Below are 16,868 nucleotides of genomic sequence, written 5' to 3'. Positions count from 1 at the left end.
TCGAAAAAATGTCGGCTGACGTCGGTTGGGATTTTTACTCTATTCTACCTTATATTTTAATTGATGTCTATCTTACAGAAATTGAATGCAACGATTTTTTTATATCCGAGTTCGCTTTTTCAAATAAAAAATGTTCAGGATGATTGGTGCTCATGTAAATAACATGCACGCTTATATCCTGAACAAGCCCTTAATATTTTCTATATTTTGAATTTCCCTATTTTTCAATTTTCTTTTGAAGAAGAATACTTTTTCTAAATTTACTGGGTGTTTCCTGAAAAGTATCTTTAAAAATTCTCGTAAAATAGTTTTGATCTTTAAATCCTGTCCGCGCTGCGATCTCGCCAATACTCAGATTAGTGTCTACCAGCAGTTTTCTGGCTTCTGCCAGCCTTACCTTATTAAGATATTCCATAAATGTAAGTTTTGTATGCTGCTTAAATAATTTGCAAAAGTATGTATAACTTAAAAAAACTTCGTCCGCTGCATCCTGAGTCTTTATATCTTTCATGTAATTTTTATTTGCATACTCAAACACCACTTGCAGGCGTTCATCCTTTTCTGTTTCCAATACATGGCTGCCTTCTTCCAATTTCAGGCACTCTTCTGCTTTTCTGAAATACCAAGCTATCAATTTATAGAAATCCGCCTTCAGCACCATCTCATATCCTACTTTTTTCTGTTGTACCTCTGTCAGAAGTTCATTGAGAATTTCCAATATACCCTCCTCTTTCCTAGCGTCAAGATACGTTGGAAAATGAACTTGTTTGTTAAGTATAGGTGAAATATATTTTACTTCATGGGCAATACCGCCTAATGAATAGAGAATATCCGTATCAAATTGAATACATAAGATTTTATGTTTTTCATCATTCATAAAATCCGTTTTATGATCTTCCTTGCTATTGATAAAAAACAGAGAACCAGGATTGGCTATCATATCTATAGAATTCACCTGAACTTTCACCCGTCCTTCCATAATATAGAGAATTTCCAGGTATTTATGATAGTGTAGAGGAGATGAATACTCATGTATAAAAATCTTAAAGGAGCTTCTTGTATAATTCAAATATAAGGAATTCCGAGAAAGAAGGTTGAGAAAAAAATACCTCAGAGTAAAATAAGATTACTGACTTTGGACGGTTAGTAAAAAATCTTATTAAACAGTGAGGTACTTGAAATGAATTATAACACACAGAACGCAAAAATTGCATCTATTACGGAAAAGACTTTAATCGTTGGTATTGATGTGGGAAGTGAAACCCATTATGCAAGAGCTTTCGGCTGGCGCAATTATGAGTACTCAAAGAAACCGTTTGCCTTCAGCAACGATGAAGCTGGATTTTCCTCATTCAAAGACTGGATGGACGATATAGCAGAGAAACATGGGATGGAAGCTGTGATTCCGGGAATGGAACCAACCGGTCACTACTGGCTGAACCTTGGAGCGTACCTGCAGGAACAGGGAATGAAGCCGGTACATGTGAATCCGCATCATGTCAAGAAGTCTAAAGAACTGGATGACAATAATCCGAGTAAGAATGACCGTAAAGATCCAAAAACAATTGCAGGTCTGGTAAATGAAGGAAGATTTTCATATCCATATATTCCAACCGGGATTTATGCAGAAATTAGAAATTTGTCCAACCTTCGTATTCAGACACAGGAAGAGATTACAAGAATCAAAAACAGGATCGCCCGCTGGTTCAGCATCTATTTTCCAGAGATCAAAGACGTTTACAGGAATCCGGATGCAGTAAGCGGACTGATGGTAATCAAACAGGCACCATTGCCCTGCGATATCAAAGAGCTTGGCGTGGATGGTGTTAATAAGATATGGAGAGATGCAAGGCTGAAAGGCGCTGGGATAAAGAGGGCAACGACCCTGGTAACCGCAGCGGAGCACAGCATCGGAAATACGGAAGCACCAAGAAGTGCCAGGAAAGAGATCCGAAACCTGTTGAATGACTACGAAATATATAAGAATCGTATGGATGAACTTATGGAAGAGATAGAGGAAACACTTTCTGAGATTGCCTATATAGATAAGCTGATGGAGATCAATGGGATTGGAATAAAAACGGTAAGCTGCTTTATTGCAGAGGTTGGAGACATTGGACGTTTTGATAATCCAAAGCAGGTGCAGAAACTGGCAGGATATGCTATTGTCGCAGACAGCTCCGGAAAGCATAATGGAGAAAGTCGTATCAGCCACAGGGGAAGAAAGCGTTTGAGATATGCGCTGTATGAAGCTGCGATATCGGTGATTGGGAAAAATAAAGAATTTAAAGAGATCCATTGTTATTACAGGACGAGGGAAAAGAATCCCCTGAAGAAGATGCAGTCGGTGATAGCGGTGGCATGTAAACTGATCCGGATATTTTATACAATACTAACAAAAGGCATAGAGTATGACGGTCAGAAGATGTTAAGTGACATTGTAAGACCTAAAATGCAGCCAGCAGCATAAAGAGAAAGAAACAGTGAATCATGGCCGGTCTGAGCCTTTGAAAGGAAAGAATGGAAGGCTGAGGCCAGCCATGATAGCTGGAAGAAACAAGTAAATGGAATGTAACAGGAAAACGTCCACCGAGAGGTGCTGTTGCAGGAAAAAGTCAGTAATAAAAAAACAAAGAATGGAGCCAGTAGTCGGCAGGAATATTCACCAGAGGGCATGACCCTGTAAAGGAGCTGAGCTGACACCCTGGTTATGGACAGGCGGGACGAGAGAAGTTAGGACTCAGCAATGGTCTGATGATCCTGGTAGACATGGGAGGTTCGCTGCCGTAGATGGATGGGTACACACAAGGCCATGTAGAACGAAAAGAGAAGACGTTTTATTTTGTGCACCCAAAATCCACTACTTTCGTACCAGATACAGAGAAATGTCCATTCCAATGGTTCTTTCTTCTGAGATATTTATTGATGAAACATTAAAAAATCCTTGATTTTCAAGGAAAAAAGACTTGACTATATAGGGAGGTGCATATATTGTCATCACTTAAATACAGTCTTTCTTCCAAGCCACGATTCAATATCTGCACCCCCTTAATGTCTTACAATTTTTCCAATATACTTTCTATATAACGTTTTGAATCGGCTATTACCTGATCCGCGTGCAGAAATCCTGCCATTTCAAAAGAAAGAACACCGTCATATCCTGTCCTTTTTAACGCTTTCAAGGTATCTTCCCAATTATTAATCCCTTTTCCCGGCGGAAGATTATAATTTATCATACCATCTCCATCCCTCATATGGACATGGAAAATTCTGGCACCTAATTTTTCCACCACCATGGGGACATATTCCCTCTGTATCATATGCCATGCTGTGTCCAGGTTGATTCCCAAATCCTCATCCGATATATAATCAAACATTCGCAGCATTGCGTCTGAATTACCAACAATAACATTCGCATGGCCTTCCACGTTAAATCTCATCTTATATTTCCGGCAGATTTCCAGGCAGCGTTTAATCGTATCCATATAACGTTTCCAAACTTCGTTCCAGTCAATCTCATTCGGATAGGTCATATTTTGAGTCAATTCCTGATATGGAACACCTTCCACATGAGGAGACCAGTAATTTGGTACATAATCAACCAGACATTCATGCCCATATACCCAGTTTGAAACCATGTTGATCATGTCTGTCCCCAATTCATATCCAATATTTACCATTTCTTCAAACTTCAGGAATGCCTCCTCTCTGACTATATCATCAAGACTTGCAAGCCCCTGTGTAATCTGTGTATAAAAAGCAAACTCTGAAATTTCCATATGATAAGAGTTTATTAATTTTCTCAGTTCTTTTATTTTTTCCGCAGTATAATATACTTTTACATCCTTTTCGTTATGGGCAATCATTTCGATTGCCTGAAATCCAAGTTCTCCCACAGTGCGGATTGCCGGCTCATAAGGTGCCTGATAATGAGGAGCCGTGAAACACCATGATGCACATCCCAGTTTCATTTTTATTCCTCCTTACAATTTTTGTCTCTGTCCTGTCCTGGCACTTTCATAGGCGGCTAATATGGTTTTTACAGAGCAGATTCCATCTTTTCCTGAAGTAATAGGAGTTTTATCTTCTAAAATACAGTTTGCAAAATGTTCCTCCATTCCATAAAATCCGTCTACCTCTTCATAGGCATACTCATTCCAATGATTATCCCCTTTCTGAACAAGTCGGATAGAAGGCTCTTCTTTTGAATCGCAGGTAACAAATATAGTTCCCTTATCACCATAGATTTCAAACTTATCATAACAGACACCATCCGGTGCTATCGTAGAGAAACTCCAATGTCCCTGTGCCATAACACCGTTCTTAAAGGTCATATTCACAATTGCATTCGTTTCTGTGTTCCAGTCCTTGGAAAATCCAATCTGCGCATCTATTATATCCACCTCTGATCCTGCAAACCACCGCATAAGATCCAGATGATGTGCTCCCATATCTGCCAAACACCCGCCGCCCGCAAGCTTAGTATCACTAAACCATTCTGTACGGGGATGATAAAACTTTCCAATCCCCTCATGGGACATCTGCGCCTTGATCATTAACACTTCCCCTATCTTTCCCTCATCAATACACCTTTTTATTCCAGCGCAATACCCTCTGAACCGCTCGAAAAATGCTGCCTGCAAAATAATTTTATTTGCCTCGGCCGCTTTACAGATTTCATTTGCCTCTTCCAGAGTATTTGCAAAAGGCTTTTGTGTCAGCACATGTTTTTTAGCCCTCGCAGCGTCAATGGCCACTTTTGCATGCAAAAAATTTGGTGTACAGTTATAGACAGCCTGTATTTCAGGATCACTCAGCATTTTTTCATATTCTGTGTAAACCTTAGGTATTCCAAACTTCTTTGCAAATGCTTCCGCTGCTTCCTTATTTTTATCGCAAACAGCTGCCACTCTTGTATTTTTAAGTTGAACAGCACTTGCTGTCTGGTCCTGTGCAATTCTGCCGCAGCCTATAATTCCAATATTTACTTTTTCCATAATCATCCCTCAATTTTATGTTTTTTTTGATAATTATTCAGTACCCTCATATTTCTTTTAATCATTCTTTTACAGCCCCCATTGTAAGTCCTTGCGTAATATTTTTTTGGAATACAACAGAAATAAGTACCGGCAAGGCTGTTGCAATGCAGCCTGCGGTCATCATCATTCCATAATCCACACCAAATTTTGTTGTAAATTCAGAAATGGCCACCGTAATCGTTTTATGCGCCTGTGAATTCATAAAAATAAGCGCATACATAAACTCATCCCATGCCATTAAAAACGCCAGAATTCCAACTGCTGTAAAACCTGGTTTTGCAATGGGAACAATTACCCTAAAATACGCTCCTATGCGTGAGCAGCCATCAATCATAGCTGAATTTTCCAAGTCTGCCGAAATGGATTTAAAATAACCGCTCATAACCCATATGGTATATGCCAATGTAAATGAGACATATAAAAGTACCAGACAAATCATATTGTCAATAATTCCTATTTTTTTAAAAATCACATACAAAGGAATCATCAGCGATACCGGCGGCAAAAGCTGAAAGAACATTACAAGCATTAAAAGCTTATCTCTGAACCGAAAAGAAAGTCTGGCAAATGCGTATGCCGCAAATCCACCTACTGTCAAGGATATCACCGTTGTAATACCTGATACGAGAATGCTGTTAAACATAGCACGTTTAAACACTGCCGCTGGCGAAGAGACAATCGTACCTTTATTTATTATCGTTTCGGATAATAAAATACTTTTATACCGTTCATAACTGGCATGGGGCGGAAACCATGACGCATCCATGTCAAGCAGGTGCTTCGCCGGGCTGATACTGGATATAAACATCCATATAAGTGGAAGGACGGTCCAACATATAATGATCAAACATCCCAAGAAGATCAGCCCCGATTTTATAAAATGTTTTTTGCTTTTTTCCCTCATAACATCCTCCTCAATAAACATCGTCTGCCTTTAGGATTTTCTTATAAGTCAATGCAATAAAAACAGTCAGTATTGCAACTATCATTGCTATAGTTGCTCCATAACCAAAATCAAACAGACTGAACGTCTGGAAATATGTATAATAGCTGATAGTCATGGTACTGTTATTCGGTCCTCCCTGAGTCAGCATATAAATAACGTCAAACACACGAATTGTTTGTGTGGTGCGGAGAACTAAAATCACCAACAGCATGGGCTTCAGCAACGGAAATGTTATTTTCCTGAATGTATGCCAAAAACCTGCTCCCTCCATTTTTGCTGCCTCATAATAAGTTCCCGGTATCGTTGAAAGACCGGCAAGGAGCATAATAATGAATAAAGGAAGCATTTTCCAGGTATCCGCCAGTATGATCACATTCAGAGCCAGTTTTGGTTCTCCCAGCCATACTATCGGTTGTCGGATAATTCCTAGCTGAAGAAGCAGTTTATTCAGTGCTCCATAACTGGCATTCAATATCCAGTTCCAGAGCTGCGCGTTCACAACTGTAGGAACTGCCCAAGGTGCCAGAATTAATGCCCTTAACAGCTTCTGTCCCCGAAAAGGAATATTTAAAAATAACGCTGCCATAAATCCTAAAATCAGCTGAAGACCAAGAGAAACAACCGTAAAATACAAAGTCACTGACATGGCATGCCAAAACTTATCGTCCGTAAGAACACGCGCATATTGTTTTAGTCCCAAAAAACCCTGGCTCACATTTGAAAGTAAATTATACTGAACCATTGTCAGATAAATTGTATAAAAAAGGGGATATAACATTAATCCGAAAATAATGAGCATTGCCGGAGTTACCATGCCAATACCAAGGTGGGCCTCCCTTTTTGCAAGTGTACCCTTCTTCATTCCTATCTCCTCCCCCCGAATACTTTTTCTCTATACCGGACTGTCTTTCAGACAGCCCGGTTTTTTTATTTTTAATTTTGTATCTGACTGGTCACATTCTGTTGTAAACTATCCAACACTGTTTGCGGGTCCTCTCCATTAGCAATCACTTTATGTATACTTTCCTGAACCATATTACTCCAGTTTTGGTACTGTACCAGAATCGGTCTAAAGTGTGCATATTCATATTGTGGATATGCCATATCCAAAATTTCAAATTTACTGGTCAATTCTTCATCTTCATACAGTTCTTTCAGCGTAGGCATCTGGGAAACGCCTTCTAGAAACGATTTCTGTATCTCAGGCTCTGTAAGAAGCTTCAAAAATTCTACTGCCCATTTCGTACTCTTTGTGGTTGAAACTACAGCATAGCCACCTCCACCAGCAACACTTCCGCTTTTCATCTTTTCAGAACCAGGCAGCATTGTCATACCTACCTTTCCTGCGATTGCTGACTCTGATTCACTATTTGTCGCGGTCCAATAAGAAGACCAGCCTGTTACGAACGCCACATCTCCAGCCATAAAGGTATTCATTACATTACGGTCTGTATAAGTAGTAGAAGCAGGGTCTGCGATTCCATTTTCCATGGAGTCACGAAACCATGTCAGCGCGTCCAAAGATTCCTCACTATTTAGTTTCCAATTTCCACTGCTGTTCTCATCGTCCTCACGATATTGTCCTCCAAATCCATACAGCAGTGCAGTATAATCGCATACCAATCCCTCGGCCTGACTGGCTCCCCAGGCAATTCCGTATTTTACAAGCCCCTCCTCTTTCATTTTCAGAGACATATCTCCCAGTTCCTGCCATGTTTTTGGTGGTTCATGATAACCTGCTTTTTCTAAAATCTCTTTGTTATAAAACAACCATTTTGCATCGTTTCCTGTCGGTATTCCATACTGGTGTCCATTATACTGGAGTTGTTTCCACGATATATCTGTAAATTTATCTCCAAATCCCGGCTCCAGATATTCATCCATCGGAAGTATCAAATTCGATTTTGCAAATTCTGCCGGCCATACCGTATCCAGACACACAATATCGCATTGACTTCCGCCTGCAACCATAGTCATAATTTTGTTATGTACATTATCATAAGCTTCTGAGATCAATTCAATCTCTATTCCCGTCTCCTCTGTGAACTGTTTGATGGTCTGCTCCATAGGCCCCGTACCTTCGGATGAAATTACCATTACGAGCTTTTCCGGTTTTTCTTCCTGGTTATCGTCATTTACAGTCTCAGACTTTTCTTCTGGTTCTGTCTCCTGTTTTTTATCTTCTTCTGTTGTATTACTTTCTTTTAAATCTGAACTGTCTTTCTGTTCACCGCCGCATCCGGACAACAATGCTGCCGTCAATATGGTTGTCAAAAACAGCGAAATCATTCTTCTTTTCATACTTTAGTCTCCTTTACTTACTCTTAAAGTATTTCTAACACCGAGTGATAACACAAGTCGATTTTCACCAGATTTTACTTCCTCGCCGATACGTTTGATAGGCCTATCCATGCATTTGCTCTTAAAAGTATTTTTCTTCGACTGATATCAGTGTAACAAGTTTCTTTTTTTCGGTCTATCCGCTTTCTTATTCTAAATTAGCACTGCATTATCTTCTGAATTTTGTTATTTCCCTCCAGTCTTCTTATTTTTTCATTGTAATCTTACATTTTTAACATATTTTCTCTCCATATTTTGTATATAGTGACTATGCCAAAATAATGCAATACTAATATCTGATAATTACAGGCTAATTTGTGTATTTTTAAATCTCAATTGGCATTATTTTATATATTCACTGTCTTTTAAAGTTCTTGACAGCTTTTTTTCGATATGTTAGTCTGATATCACAGATGAATCTTCACCAGATTTATGATTTTCAAATCCGATAAATTCAATCATGCTCTATTTTTCTGAGTACATTCCCATAAAACAATCTATATATTCATTATCGAGAAAGGAGAAAACATGATTCATATAGGTATTATCGGCTGCGGGAAAATTGCCCAGACACGCCATCTACCAGAATATGCGGCAAATAAAGATGTTGTCATAGATGGTATATATGATATGAACACTGAACGAGCCAAAACGATTGCAGATGTTTATGACACAAGAGCTTTTGCCTCTTGGGAAGAATTATTGGCAGACTCTTCCATCGATGCAGTCAGTATTTGTACTGCAAACACTACCCACAGCGCTCTCACTATTGCCGCATTATCGGCTCAAAAACATGTTTTATGTGAAAAGCCTATGGGTATCACACTTGATGAATGTGAAGCTATGGTAAAAACCGCAAAAGATAACAAACGTTTTTTAATGATTGGCCATAACCAACGCCTAACCCGCACACATCAAAAAGCCAAAGAACTGCTGCTGCAGGGAATCATTGGTAATCTTTGTACGTTCTCTACATCCTTCAGGCATAGCGGTCCCGAAACATGGACTATTGATCCAGGGCAAATATGGTTTTTTGACAAGCAAAAGGCTTCTATGGGAGTAATGGCAGATTTGGGTATTCATAAAACCGATATTATTCAATATTTAACCGGACAGCATATCACCCAAGTCACAGCTCAACTCTGCACTCTGGATAAAAAGAAAGCTGATGGCTCTTTTATAGAAGTTGATGATAATGCTTTCTGTATTTATAAATTAGAAAACGGTATCACCGGAACTATGGCTGCCAGCTGGAGCTGTTATGGGCCTGAAGATAACTCAACTGTTTTATATGGAACAGAAGGTGTTATGTATCTTTACACTAATCCTGCTTATTCTCTTATCATTGAAAGAAAAAATGGAGAACGAATTTTATACACGTTGGATAAAATACAGACAAATGAAACACAGACCAAATCTGGTGTCATAGATACCTGGCTAAATTGTCTTAGAAAAAATATTCCTCCTGAAATTTCCGGTGAGGAAGTCCTTCATTCTATGCGAGCCGTTTTTGCCGCAGCCACTTCAGCCCAAACAGGAACTACCATCGATATTCTATAAAGGAGGAGAAATTATGTATCGGCCTATAACTCTTGCATCCGGGCAATTCGGTGATTTATCTTTAGAAAAATTATGTTCTATGGCGCAAAAAGCCGGATATGATGGAATAGAGCTTGCTACCCATGCTCATTTCCAAGTAGAAAAAGCCCTGACGGATAACTCCTATATTCCTTATGTCAAAGAAACACTAAATAGGTATAATCTCAAATGTTTTGCCCTCTCCGCCCATCTGGCAGGACAGTGTGTGGGCGATGATTGGTATCCCAGACTAAATCAATTTGCGCCTGCAGCATATGCCGGTAATTCTGACAAAATACGTGAATGGGCCGTTAAGGAAATGATACAAACTGCATATGCCGCACAAAAAATGGGGATACCTGTTGTAAATGGATTTATGGGTTCTCCCATTTGGTCCTGTTGGTATTCATTTCCAAACACGTCACCTCAAATCATAGAAGATGGATTTCAGAAAATTCATTCCCTTTGGTCGCCTATTTTTGATATTTATGACGAGTGTGGCATCCGTTTTGCCCTTGAAGTACATCCGACGGAAATTGCCTTTGACTACTATACTGCTAAATATTTGCTGGATATTTTTGATAACCGGCTCACTCTTGGCTTTAATTATGATCCCAGTCATCTACTTTGGCAGGGAGTGAGCGAGCTGCTATTTCTCCAAGACTTTGCCCCGCGTATCTACCACGTACATATGAAAGATGTAAAAATGAACGCAGACCCAAGAGCTGGGATTCTCGGGTCTCACCTGCCTTTCGGTGATACCAGACGAAAATGGAATTTTGTTTCCGTTGGTCATGGAGATGTGGATTTTGATGGAATCATCAGAGAACTAAATGCAATGAATTATCAGGGGCCTTTATCCGTAGAATGGGAGGACTCCGGTATGGAACGTGAATTTGGTATCACTGAATCTTATGAGTATATCAAAAAAATGAATTTTTATCCTTCAAGTATTGCTTTTGATACTGCTCTAAAAACCAAATAAGTGAAAAGGCTGAAATATACGTTATCTTTTACTTCATCCGTGTAGTCCGGTGCAGGACAGAAAAGTGCCGGGGAAAAACTTTTATAGTCTCTCCCCGGCCTTATCCCATTACTTCTCTTCTTTTATTTTTGCTTTCTTATCCCAGAACTCACAGTCATCTCTTCCGATAACCTTTGATGTAAACGGTGTACCGTCATGTTTTTTATAATGCCTGGTGGCCCGGAATACATATCTTGCTCCTACATACACAATAGGAACATTGAAATACACGATCAGAATATTCCCCAAATCTGAGAATGCCCACAGATTCCCAAGCTCCAGCCCGGCTATATTACAGAGAATTCCAAAGGCTGCCACAAAAAGCGCAATACACCGGACCGTATTAATGCAGATTTTATCTTTCCTGATCCTGTTGGCCGCTATCTCAGAAAAACTGATCATTCCCAGCAGACAGGTAAAAGCGAACAGGCAGAAACACAGGGTCACCAGAAATGTCATAACAGCATTCATAGCTGTTCCGGGTGTGAGTATGGCAATGGATTCCGTGAATTTCGGAAGCTTATCCAGAGCCGCCCAGGAATCTGCTCCCGCTCCTGTCCAGCAGTGAGCCATGACCACTACAAAACCGGTCAATGTACAGATGACCATAGTATCCAGGAACACACCGATGGAAGCGGTCATACCCTGCTCACAGGGATGCTTTGCATCTGCGGCTGCGGCTGACATGGTAATGGTACCCTGGCCGGCCTCGTTGGACATCAGCCCTCTCTTCACACCCTGAGCCAGAACAGTGCCGAATACACCGCCGAAAAAGGCATCCGGTCTGAAAGCACCGGCAAATACGGCCTGGAAGAAATAGGGAATCGTCTTAAAGTTCATCACGATCAAAACCAACACCACTACAATGTATAAAACCGCCATGACAGGCACCATCTTGTCTGTCCATTTTGTTACCTTTTTGATACCGCCGAATGCAATAACAGCCGTCAGGATAATGATACCGGCCCCCACCAGGTAATAGAAGACAGAATCTGTGGAAATTGTAGAATTTGTCACGATCTCTGCCATACGTCCCACTGATGATACAACATTAAACCCCTGGGCCGGAAGACAGCACAGCGCGTAAAGTATATACAGCACAGAGAGAAACACTCCAACCCAGACCTTATTTCCCAGCAGCTTTCTTCCATAAAAAGGCAGACCGCCTACGAACTCCCCTTCTTTTTTCTCCTTGAATATCTGTGCCAGAACGCCCTCCATATAGGCAACTGCCATTCCGAAAAAAGCGGACACCCACATCCAGAACAAGGCCCCCGGCCCGCCCACGGCAATAGCTCCGGTCACACCGATAATATTGCCGGGTCCCACACGCATGGCCGAACTCAAAAAGAAGGCCGCAAGGGGTGAAATCCCTGTCTCCACAGAACGTTTCTCTGTCAGGATCTTAATAGCCTTTTTAAAATGTGTCACCTGCATAAATCCTAGTTTAAAGCTGAAAAAGATACCTGATCCCAAAAGCAGAATTATTGCAAATGAAAAACTGCCAAGAATGGGGATGTCTGCATACCATGCAAAGTTCGTGGGAAAATCCCACAAAAAATCAGACAGGGGTCCGATAAAACCAAAGACACTGTTGATTCCTTCAAATACAGCTTCCATACTTTACCCTCCTAAGTTGTCGGCACCACAGAATCCCTTGATACAAAATAAAATGTGTGTGTTCTGTCAGGCGCATAAATCCGTTGTTACTACAAGTATATGGTATATTTTTTGCACTGTAAACCCTTTAAGTGCTCATTTTATTACAGTTAGTGCTAATGTTGTTACTGTTCACAGATCACTATCCTGGGAGGCGTATTCCCCTAAGGGATACTGTGGACAGTGACCTAATGTCCGGAATCTTCATGCATCAACAAGTTCTTAGCAGACAGCCTCTTCTTACAGCACCGATGCTGCGGCTTTTTTATGTCCCTTTTGTGTTTCATTGACATTCCGGCTTAGACATTGTAAAATACCCATATATTAACAGAAAACTATATACATATAATAAGGATATAGTAAATATTAACAGATAGCTTTTACCGGCAGCGCAGTAAATGCACAGGCCTTTGCAGTTGTTACGTTCATTCCTAAGTTATACGGAGGTGGATATCTATGAAAATGTCAAAAAAAATCGCTTGGACAGCCACATTTTTCACCCTGCTTGTACTGGGATATTCAACTGCCAAACCCGGGCAGCAGGAAGAATTTATCCCTATATCAGAGTATAACGAAAAATTCTCCGGCCAGGATGAGGATTTCGTACCTGTCACAGAGTATAATGAAACGTATTCTGACCCGGAACAAGAATTTATCCCTATCCAGGAATACAATGATAGAATGACGGAATATATAAAGAGCTTACAAAGAGAGAAGTAACCGGATGCATCTTTATTCCAAACAGAAAGAAGGCTGATTTTTATACTTTATCAGCCTTCTTTTTTGTTCTGCCATCCGCAGATTTTTATGCCTTTGTACCTGTCAATGCGATACCCTCAATAAACTGCTTCTGGAAGATCAGATAAATTACGATCATAGGCACCATAGCCAGCACTGACCCGGCCATCAGATTGGGGTAATTCACAGAGAACTGCCCGCGCAGCGTTGACAATCCCGAGGAGAGTGTCAGCATATCCAGTTTTGTATTCACGATCAGCGGCCACATCAGATCCGCATAGGCAAACAATGCCGTGAATACGGCCAGTGCCGCGATTGCCGTCTTTGTGAGCGGAAACGCAATACTCACAAAAGTCCTGAACTGTCCGCATCCGTCGATTCTTGCCGCTTCGATCAGATCATCCGGTATTCCCATGTATGTCTGCCTGAGAAAGAAAGTTCCAAAGGCACTCACAAGTCCCGGAAATACCAGAGCAAAGATGGAATCCGTTTTTCCGATAGCGGAGATCATCTCATACTGGGGAAGGATAAACACCTGTGCCGGAAACATAAGCTGTGACACCACCAGCGCAAAGCACAGATTCTTCAGAGGAAAATGTACTTTTGCAAATGCGTAAGCTGCCATGGAAGAAAATACAACCGCGCATATGACCCGGATAAAGATCATCATCAGCGTATTGTAATACAGCTTCAAAAACGGAAGACTGTTCGTCACCTGTGTATAGGCAGCCGTATTTTCAAACGATGCCGGGAAAAATGTGGGCGGTACCAATGTGGTCTCCGGTACGGATTTAAAACTTGTCAAAATCATCCATAAAAATGGAAAAATCATTATTACACTGCCGAGTATCAGCACAAGATATATAAATATATTGGCTTTGCTGATTTTTCTGCCCTTTCTGCTTGTTTCAGCCATCACCTGCAACCTCCTCCTGCATTACACATCGTAAGTAACCCATTTTTTCTGTCCGATAAACTGAATGATCGTTATTGCAGCGATCAAGATCACACACCAGACAACCAGCGCAGAGCCATATCCCTTATTGTTCTTCACAAACGTCTCCTGGTAGAAATTATAAAGGATCGTCTCCGCACTGCGGATCGCAGGGTTCGTCTTCTCGATCATCATATAGACAATGTCAAACACTTTCAGGGATGACATGACACGCATCATCAGAACAAAGAACAGGGTCGGGGAGACCAGGGGAACCGTAATTTTCCGAAACTGCTGGAATCCCGTGGCACCGTCTATCCTTGCAGCCTCATAATAGGTTCTGGAGATGCTCTGAAGCCCTGACAAAAGCAGGATGGCGTCATATCCCACGCTGCTCCAGATGGTCACTATGGCGCAGGTTAAAAGCGCTGTCTTGGGGTCTGCGATCCAGTTGATGTCCGAAGGCAGATGTAAGGCGCTTAAGACTGTATTGATAATTCCGTACTCTGAATTAAACAACCATTTCCAGACCATAGCCACCGCTGCCGGCGCAACTACCATGGGCAGAAAGTAAATGGCCCTGAATACTGTTTTTCCCTTGATCTTCTGATCCAGCAAAACCGCTATGATGAGACCAAAGATAACGGTCACCGGAACTGTGAGTACCATGAATACCAGTGTATTTTTCGTAATGGTCCAGAAACTGGCGCTCTGAAACATTTTAATATAATTGTCCAGTCCTACAAATGTCCATTTCCCGAAGGCTCCTGACTTGAAGAAACTCATATAAACAGTCCGAAGCAGCGGATAAATATTCAAGATGATCAATCCGATGACGGTTGGCATCACCATAAAAAATCCTGTTGCCGCGCCCTTGCTGTATTTTGTCTTTGTTTTCTGCTGTCTTGCCACCTCGTCCACCTCTCATTCTCAGTGTTCTGTAGCCAGGCTCTCATCCACTTGCTGCTGACACTGTTTGCATGCATCCTCAAAACTCATATTTCCGCTGTATACCTCAAGAAGAGTTGCCTCTACCTCCGGGAACCAGGTTGATTTTGTCTTGGAATAGGGATACTGTACACTGTACTCCAACTGGTCTACATAGGCCTGTACGTTCTTGCCTTCATAGTTTTTGGACCAGGATTCTCCTGTGCCGTTAAATGCCGGTATGGCTGCGCCGTTTTCCCCGTGGATGATGGCTGCCTCCTCAGTTCCCAGGAATTTGAGGACATCTTTTACCACATCCAGGTTCGGGTTATCTGCTGCTGTGGAGTATGCAAGACCGTTGGAAATGCTAGCACGTCCGTCACCTTTCACCGGATCCGGGCATTTCGGCAGCACTGCCACATCCCAGTTCAGATCAGGATAATTGATATACAGATTGTTGATGCCCCAGCTTCCGAAGTACATCATGGCACCCTCTCCCGCAAAGAAGCGCTCTGCCTTTCCAAGGTCGGAAAGCTCTGACTGGTTCGGTGAGAAATCATAGGCAAGCTGCCAGTCCATGTACTCTTTTAATCCCTTTTGTGTACCGGGATCCTCAAAGCCTGCTTTTGTCTTATCCTCATTTACATAGAATCCGCCGGCCTGATATATGGTGTTCAGCCATCCTTCCTGCTCATTGTGGTCTGCCATGATCCCGTATTTTCCGGTCTTGTCATGGACCGTCTGGGATGCCTCCACCAGCGTATCCCATGTCCAGGTATCATCAGGATAAGATACACCGGCCTCGTCAAAAATGTCTTTATTATAGACCAGCGCTACTGTATCCACATCTTTTGGAACGCCGTAAACCTTGTCCTCATAGGTGAAGTTCTGAACCAGATTCTCAGCAAAATTGTTGGTATAATACTCTTTTCCCTCATCATACAGATCCGTCAGATCTGCCAGGATTCCCGCTTCCGCATATTTGCTGAACTCATTTGTGTGCATCCAGAAAATATCAGGAAGGGAATTGCTGTTTGCCATTGCCTCCAGCTTTGTCCAGTATTCACTCCATGTAGATATCTGCACATCTATGGTCACATTTGGGTGCTGTTCGTGATAAGCCTTTGCCAATGCCTCCATACCTGCCTGCTGGTAGATCTCCCAGCCCAGCATGGTGAGCTTCACTTCTTTGTCGGAAGAGGTTCCGCCTGCATCTGCCTCTGTCCCTTTATCCGTATTTCCCTCTGAACTCCCCTTTGAATCGGAGCCTCCTCCGGAACCGCATCCGGCCATCACAGACGCCAGCATACATGCTGTTAAACCTAATGCCCAATAACGTTTTTTGTTTCTCATAACTTTTCCTCCCATATGTCATTGTTTTTTTACATATTTCATTTTCTGTTAAGGAAATATGTCTCATATATGATGTGTATTATTATAACATTTCGTCATTTTCCACAAAACATCATAAGATGGCATTATGTGTACAATTTGAATGTACAAAGTAGTATTTTGTATATACATGCGCGATTTTGATAGTATATTTAAATCACATCACCTATTTTTCGCATTTCTCTCTTATTTTTTTCTACTTTACAGTTTTCTTTTCAGTCTATAAAATAACAATGCAATACCCACTTTGGCAAAAATTTCATAACAGTTCAGACAGCCGGACTGTTGCAG

At 41.3% G+C, this 16,868-nt stretch carries 14 protein-coding genes; 4 read left to right on the top strand and 10 right to left on the bottom strand.

Annotated elements, in window-relative coordinates; genetic code table 11:
• Positions 1–217: 217 nt before the first annotated feature.
• Positions 218–979, bottom strand: a complete 762-nt coding sequence (locus BLCOC_RS11330) for a helix-turn-helix transcriptional regulator (protein ID WP_242999078.1) — start codon at positions 977–979, stop codon at positions 218–220.
• Positions 980–1,180: 201 nt separating this feature from the next.
• Here BLCOC_RS11330 and BLCOC_RS11325 point away from each other — a divergent pair, with 201 nt between their 5' ends.
• The gene (locus tag BLCOC_RS11325) at positions 1,181–2,470 is read left to right on the top strand and encodes an IS110 family RNA-guided transposase (RefSeq protein ID WP_115623341.1); all 1,290 of its coding nucleotides are present in this window, start codon (positions 1,181–1,183) and stop codon (positions 2,468–2,470) included.
• A gap of 586 nt (positions 2,471–3,056) precedes the next feature.
• Here the strand turns inward: BLCOC_RS11325 and BLCOC_RS11320 are convergent.
• From BLCOC_RS11320 to BLCOC_RS11300, 5 genes are all read right to left on the bottom strand, one after another.
• Positions 3,057–3,971 carry a sugar phosphate isomerase/epimerase family protein gene (locus BLCOC_RS11320; protein WP_115625335.1) on the bottom strand — a complete coding sequence of 305 codons (915 nt, stop codon included), beginning with the start codon at positions 3,969–3,971 and terminating at the stop codon, positions 3,057–3,059.
• Positions 3,972–3,983: 12 nt separating this feature from the next.
• The gene (locus tag BLCOC_RS11315) at positions 3,984–4,997 is read right to left on the bottom strand and encodes a Gfo/Idh/MocA family protein (protein ID WP_165907342.1); all 1,014 of its coding nucleotides are present in this window, start codon (positions 4,995–4,997) and stop codon (positions 3,984–3,986) included.
• A gap of 61 nt (positions 4,998–5,058) precedes the next feature.
• Positions 5,059–5,943 carry a carbohydrate ABC transporter permease gene (locus BLCOC_RS11310; protein ID WP_115625333.1) on the bottom strand — a complete coding sequence of 295 codons (885 nt, stop codon included), beginning with the start codon at positions 5,941–5,943 and terminating at the stop codon, positions 5,059–5,061.
• A 10-nt stretch (positions 5,944–5,953) separates the two neighbouring features.
• Positions 5,954–6,847, bottom strand: a complete 894-nt coding sequence (locus tag BLCOC_RS11305; protein WP_115625332.1) for a carbohydrate ABC transporter permease — start codon at positions 6,845–6,847, stop codon at positions 5,954–5,956.
• Between the two features lie 71 nt (positions 6,848–6,918).
• A complete protein-coding gene (locus BLCOC_RS11300) occupies positions 6,919–8,286 on the bottom strand; it encodes an extracellular solute-binding protein (protein ID WP_115625331.1) in 1,368 nt (455 codons plus the stop codon).
• A gap of 567 nt (positions 8,287–8,853) precedes the next feature.
• Between BLCOC_RS11300 and BLCOC_RS11295 the strand changes: the two genes are divergently transcribed.
• Both BLCOC_RS11295 and BLCOC_RS11290 read left to right on the top strand, forming a co-directional pair.
• Positions 8,854–9,885, top strand: a complete 1,032-nt coding sequence (locus BLCOC_RS11295) for a Gfo/Idh/MocA family protein (protein WP_115625330.1) — start codon at positions 8,854–8,856, stop codon at positions 9,883–9,885.
• 13 nt (positions 9,886–9,898) lie between these two features.
• Positions 9,899–10,888, top strand: coding sequence for a sugar phosphate isomerase/epimerase family protein (locus BLCOC_RS11290; RefSeq protein ID WP_115625329.1), 990 nt, complete (start codon positions 9,899–9,901; stop codon positions 10,886–10,888).
• 108 nt (positions 10,889–10,996) lie between these two features.
• On the opposite strand, the gene BLCOC_RS11285 is transcribed toward BLCOC_RS11290, so the two are convergent.
• Positions 10,997–12,547, bottom strand: coding sequence for an alanine/glycine:cation symporter family protein (locus BLCOC_RS11285; RefSeq protein ID WP_115625328.1), 1,551 nt, complete (start codon positions 12,545–12,547; stop codon positions 10,997–10,999).
• Positions 12,548–13,042: 495 nt separating this feature from the next.
• Here BLCOC_RS11285 and BLCOC_RS11280 point away from each other — a divergent pair, with 495 nt between their 5' ends.
• Positions 13,043–13,306 (top strand): hypothetical protein, encoded by a 264-nt coding sequence (locus BLCOC_RS11280; protein ID WP_115625327.1) that lies wholly within the window; start codon positions 13,043–13,045, stop codon positions 13,304–13,306.
• Positions 13,307–13,391: 85 nt separating this feature from the next.
• Here the strand turns inward: BLCOC_RS11280 and BLCOC_RS11275 are convergent, their stop codons facing one another.
• From BLCOC_RS11275 to BLCOC_RS11265, 3 genes are all read right to left on the bottom strand, one after another.
• A complete protein-coding gene (locus BLCOC_RS11275) occupies positions 13,392–14,240 on the bottom strand; it encodes a carbohydrate ABC transporter permease (protein ID WP_018596764.1) in 849 nt (282 codons plus the stop codon).
• Between the two features lie 21 nt (positions 14,241–14,261).
• Positions 14,262–15,110 (bottom strand): carbohydrate ABC transporter permease, encoded by an 849-nt coding sequence (locus BLCOC_RS11270; RefSeq protein ID WP_044912271.1) that lies wholly within the window; start codon positions 15,108–15,110, stop codon positions 14,262–14,264.
• A 78-nt stretch (positions 15,111–15,188) separates the two neighbouring features.
• Positions 15,189–16,538, bottom strand: a complete 1,350-nt coding sequence (locus BLCOC_RS11265) for an ABC transporter substrate-binding protein (protein ID WP_165907341.1) — start codon at positions 16,536–16,538, stop codon at positions 15,189–15,191.
• Between the last annotated feature and the right edge of the window lie 330 nt (positions 16,539–16,868).

It is taken from the genome of Blautia coccoides, from assembly GCF_034355335.1.
GTDB classification, from domain to species: Bacteria; Bacillota; Clostridia; order Lachnospirales; family Lachnospiraceae; genus Blautia; species Blautia producta.
The sequence above is the reverse complement of the archived record's forward strand: the minus strand, read 5'-3'. Positions and strand labels throughout refer to the sequence as shown.

What these genes read in the sequence shown, in the direction of transcription:
- BLCOC_RS11330 (WP_242999078.1), bottom strand. Translation starts at nt 979, where the DNA reads ATGGAAGGACGGGTGAAAGTTCAGGTGAATTCTATAGATATGATAGCC.
- BLCOC_RS11325 (WP_115623341.1), top strand. Translation starts at nt 1,181, where the DNA reads ATGAATTATAACACACAGAACGCAAAAATTGCATCTATTACGGAAAAG.
- BLCOC_RS11320 (WP_115625335.1), bottom strand. Translation starts at nt 3,971, where the DNA reads ATGAAACTGGGATGTGCATCATGGTGTTTCACGGCTCCTCATTATCAG.
- BLCOC_RS11315 (WP_165907342.1), bottom strand. Translation starts at nt 4,997, where the DNA reads ATGGAAAAAGTAAATATTGGAATTATAGGCTGCGGCAGAATTGCACAG.
- BLCOC_RS11310 (WP_115625333.1), bottom strand. Translation starts at nt 5,943, where the DNA reads ATGAGGGAAAAAAGCAAAAAACATTTTATAAAATCGGGGCTGATCTTC.
- BLCOC_RS11305 (WP_115625332.1), bottom strand. Translation starts at nt 6,847, where the DNA reads ATGAAGAAGGGTACACTTGCAAAAAGGGAGGCCCACCTTGGTATTGGC.
- BLCOC_RS11300 (WP_115625331.1), bottom strand. Translation starts at nt 8,286, where the DNA reads ATGAAAAGAAGAATGATTTCGCTGTTTTTGACAACCATATTGACGGCA.
- BLCOC_RS11295 (WP_115625330.1), top strand. Translation starts at nt 8,854, where the DNA reads ATGATTCATATAGGTATTATCGGCTGCGGGAAAATTGCCCAGACACGC.
- BLCOC_RS11290 (WP_115625329.1), top strand. Translation starts at nt 9,899, where the DNA reads ATGTATCGGCCTATAACTCTTGCATCCGGGCAATTCGGTGATTTATCT.
- BLCOC_RS11285 (WP_115625328.1), bottom strand. Translation starts at nt 12,547, where the DNA reads ATGGAAGCTGTATTTGAAGGAATCAACAGTGTCTTTGGTTTTATCGGA.
- BLCOC_RS11280 (WP_115625327.1), top strand. Translation starts at nt 13,043, where the DNA reads ATGAAAATGTCAAAAAAAATCGCTTGGACAGCCACATTTTTCACCCTG.
- BLCOC_RS11275 (WP_018596764.1), bottom strand. Translation starts at nt 14,240, where the DNA reads ATGGCTGAAACAAGCAGAAAGGGCAGAAAAATCAGCAAAGCCAATATA.
- BLCOC_RS11270 (WP_044912271.1), bottom strand. Translation starts at nt 15,110, where the DNA reads ATGGTGATGCCAACCGTCATCGGATTGATCATCTTGAATATTTATCCG.
- BLCOC_RS11265 (WP_165907341.1), bottom strand. Translation starts at nt 16,538, where the DNA reads ATGAGAAACAAAAAACGTTATTGGGCATTAGGTTTAACAGCATGTATG.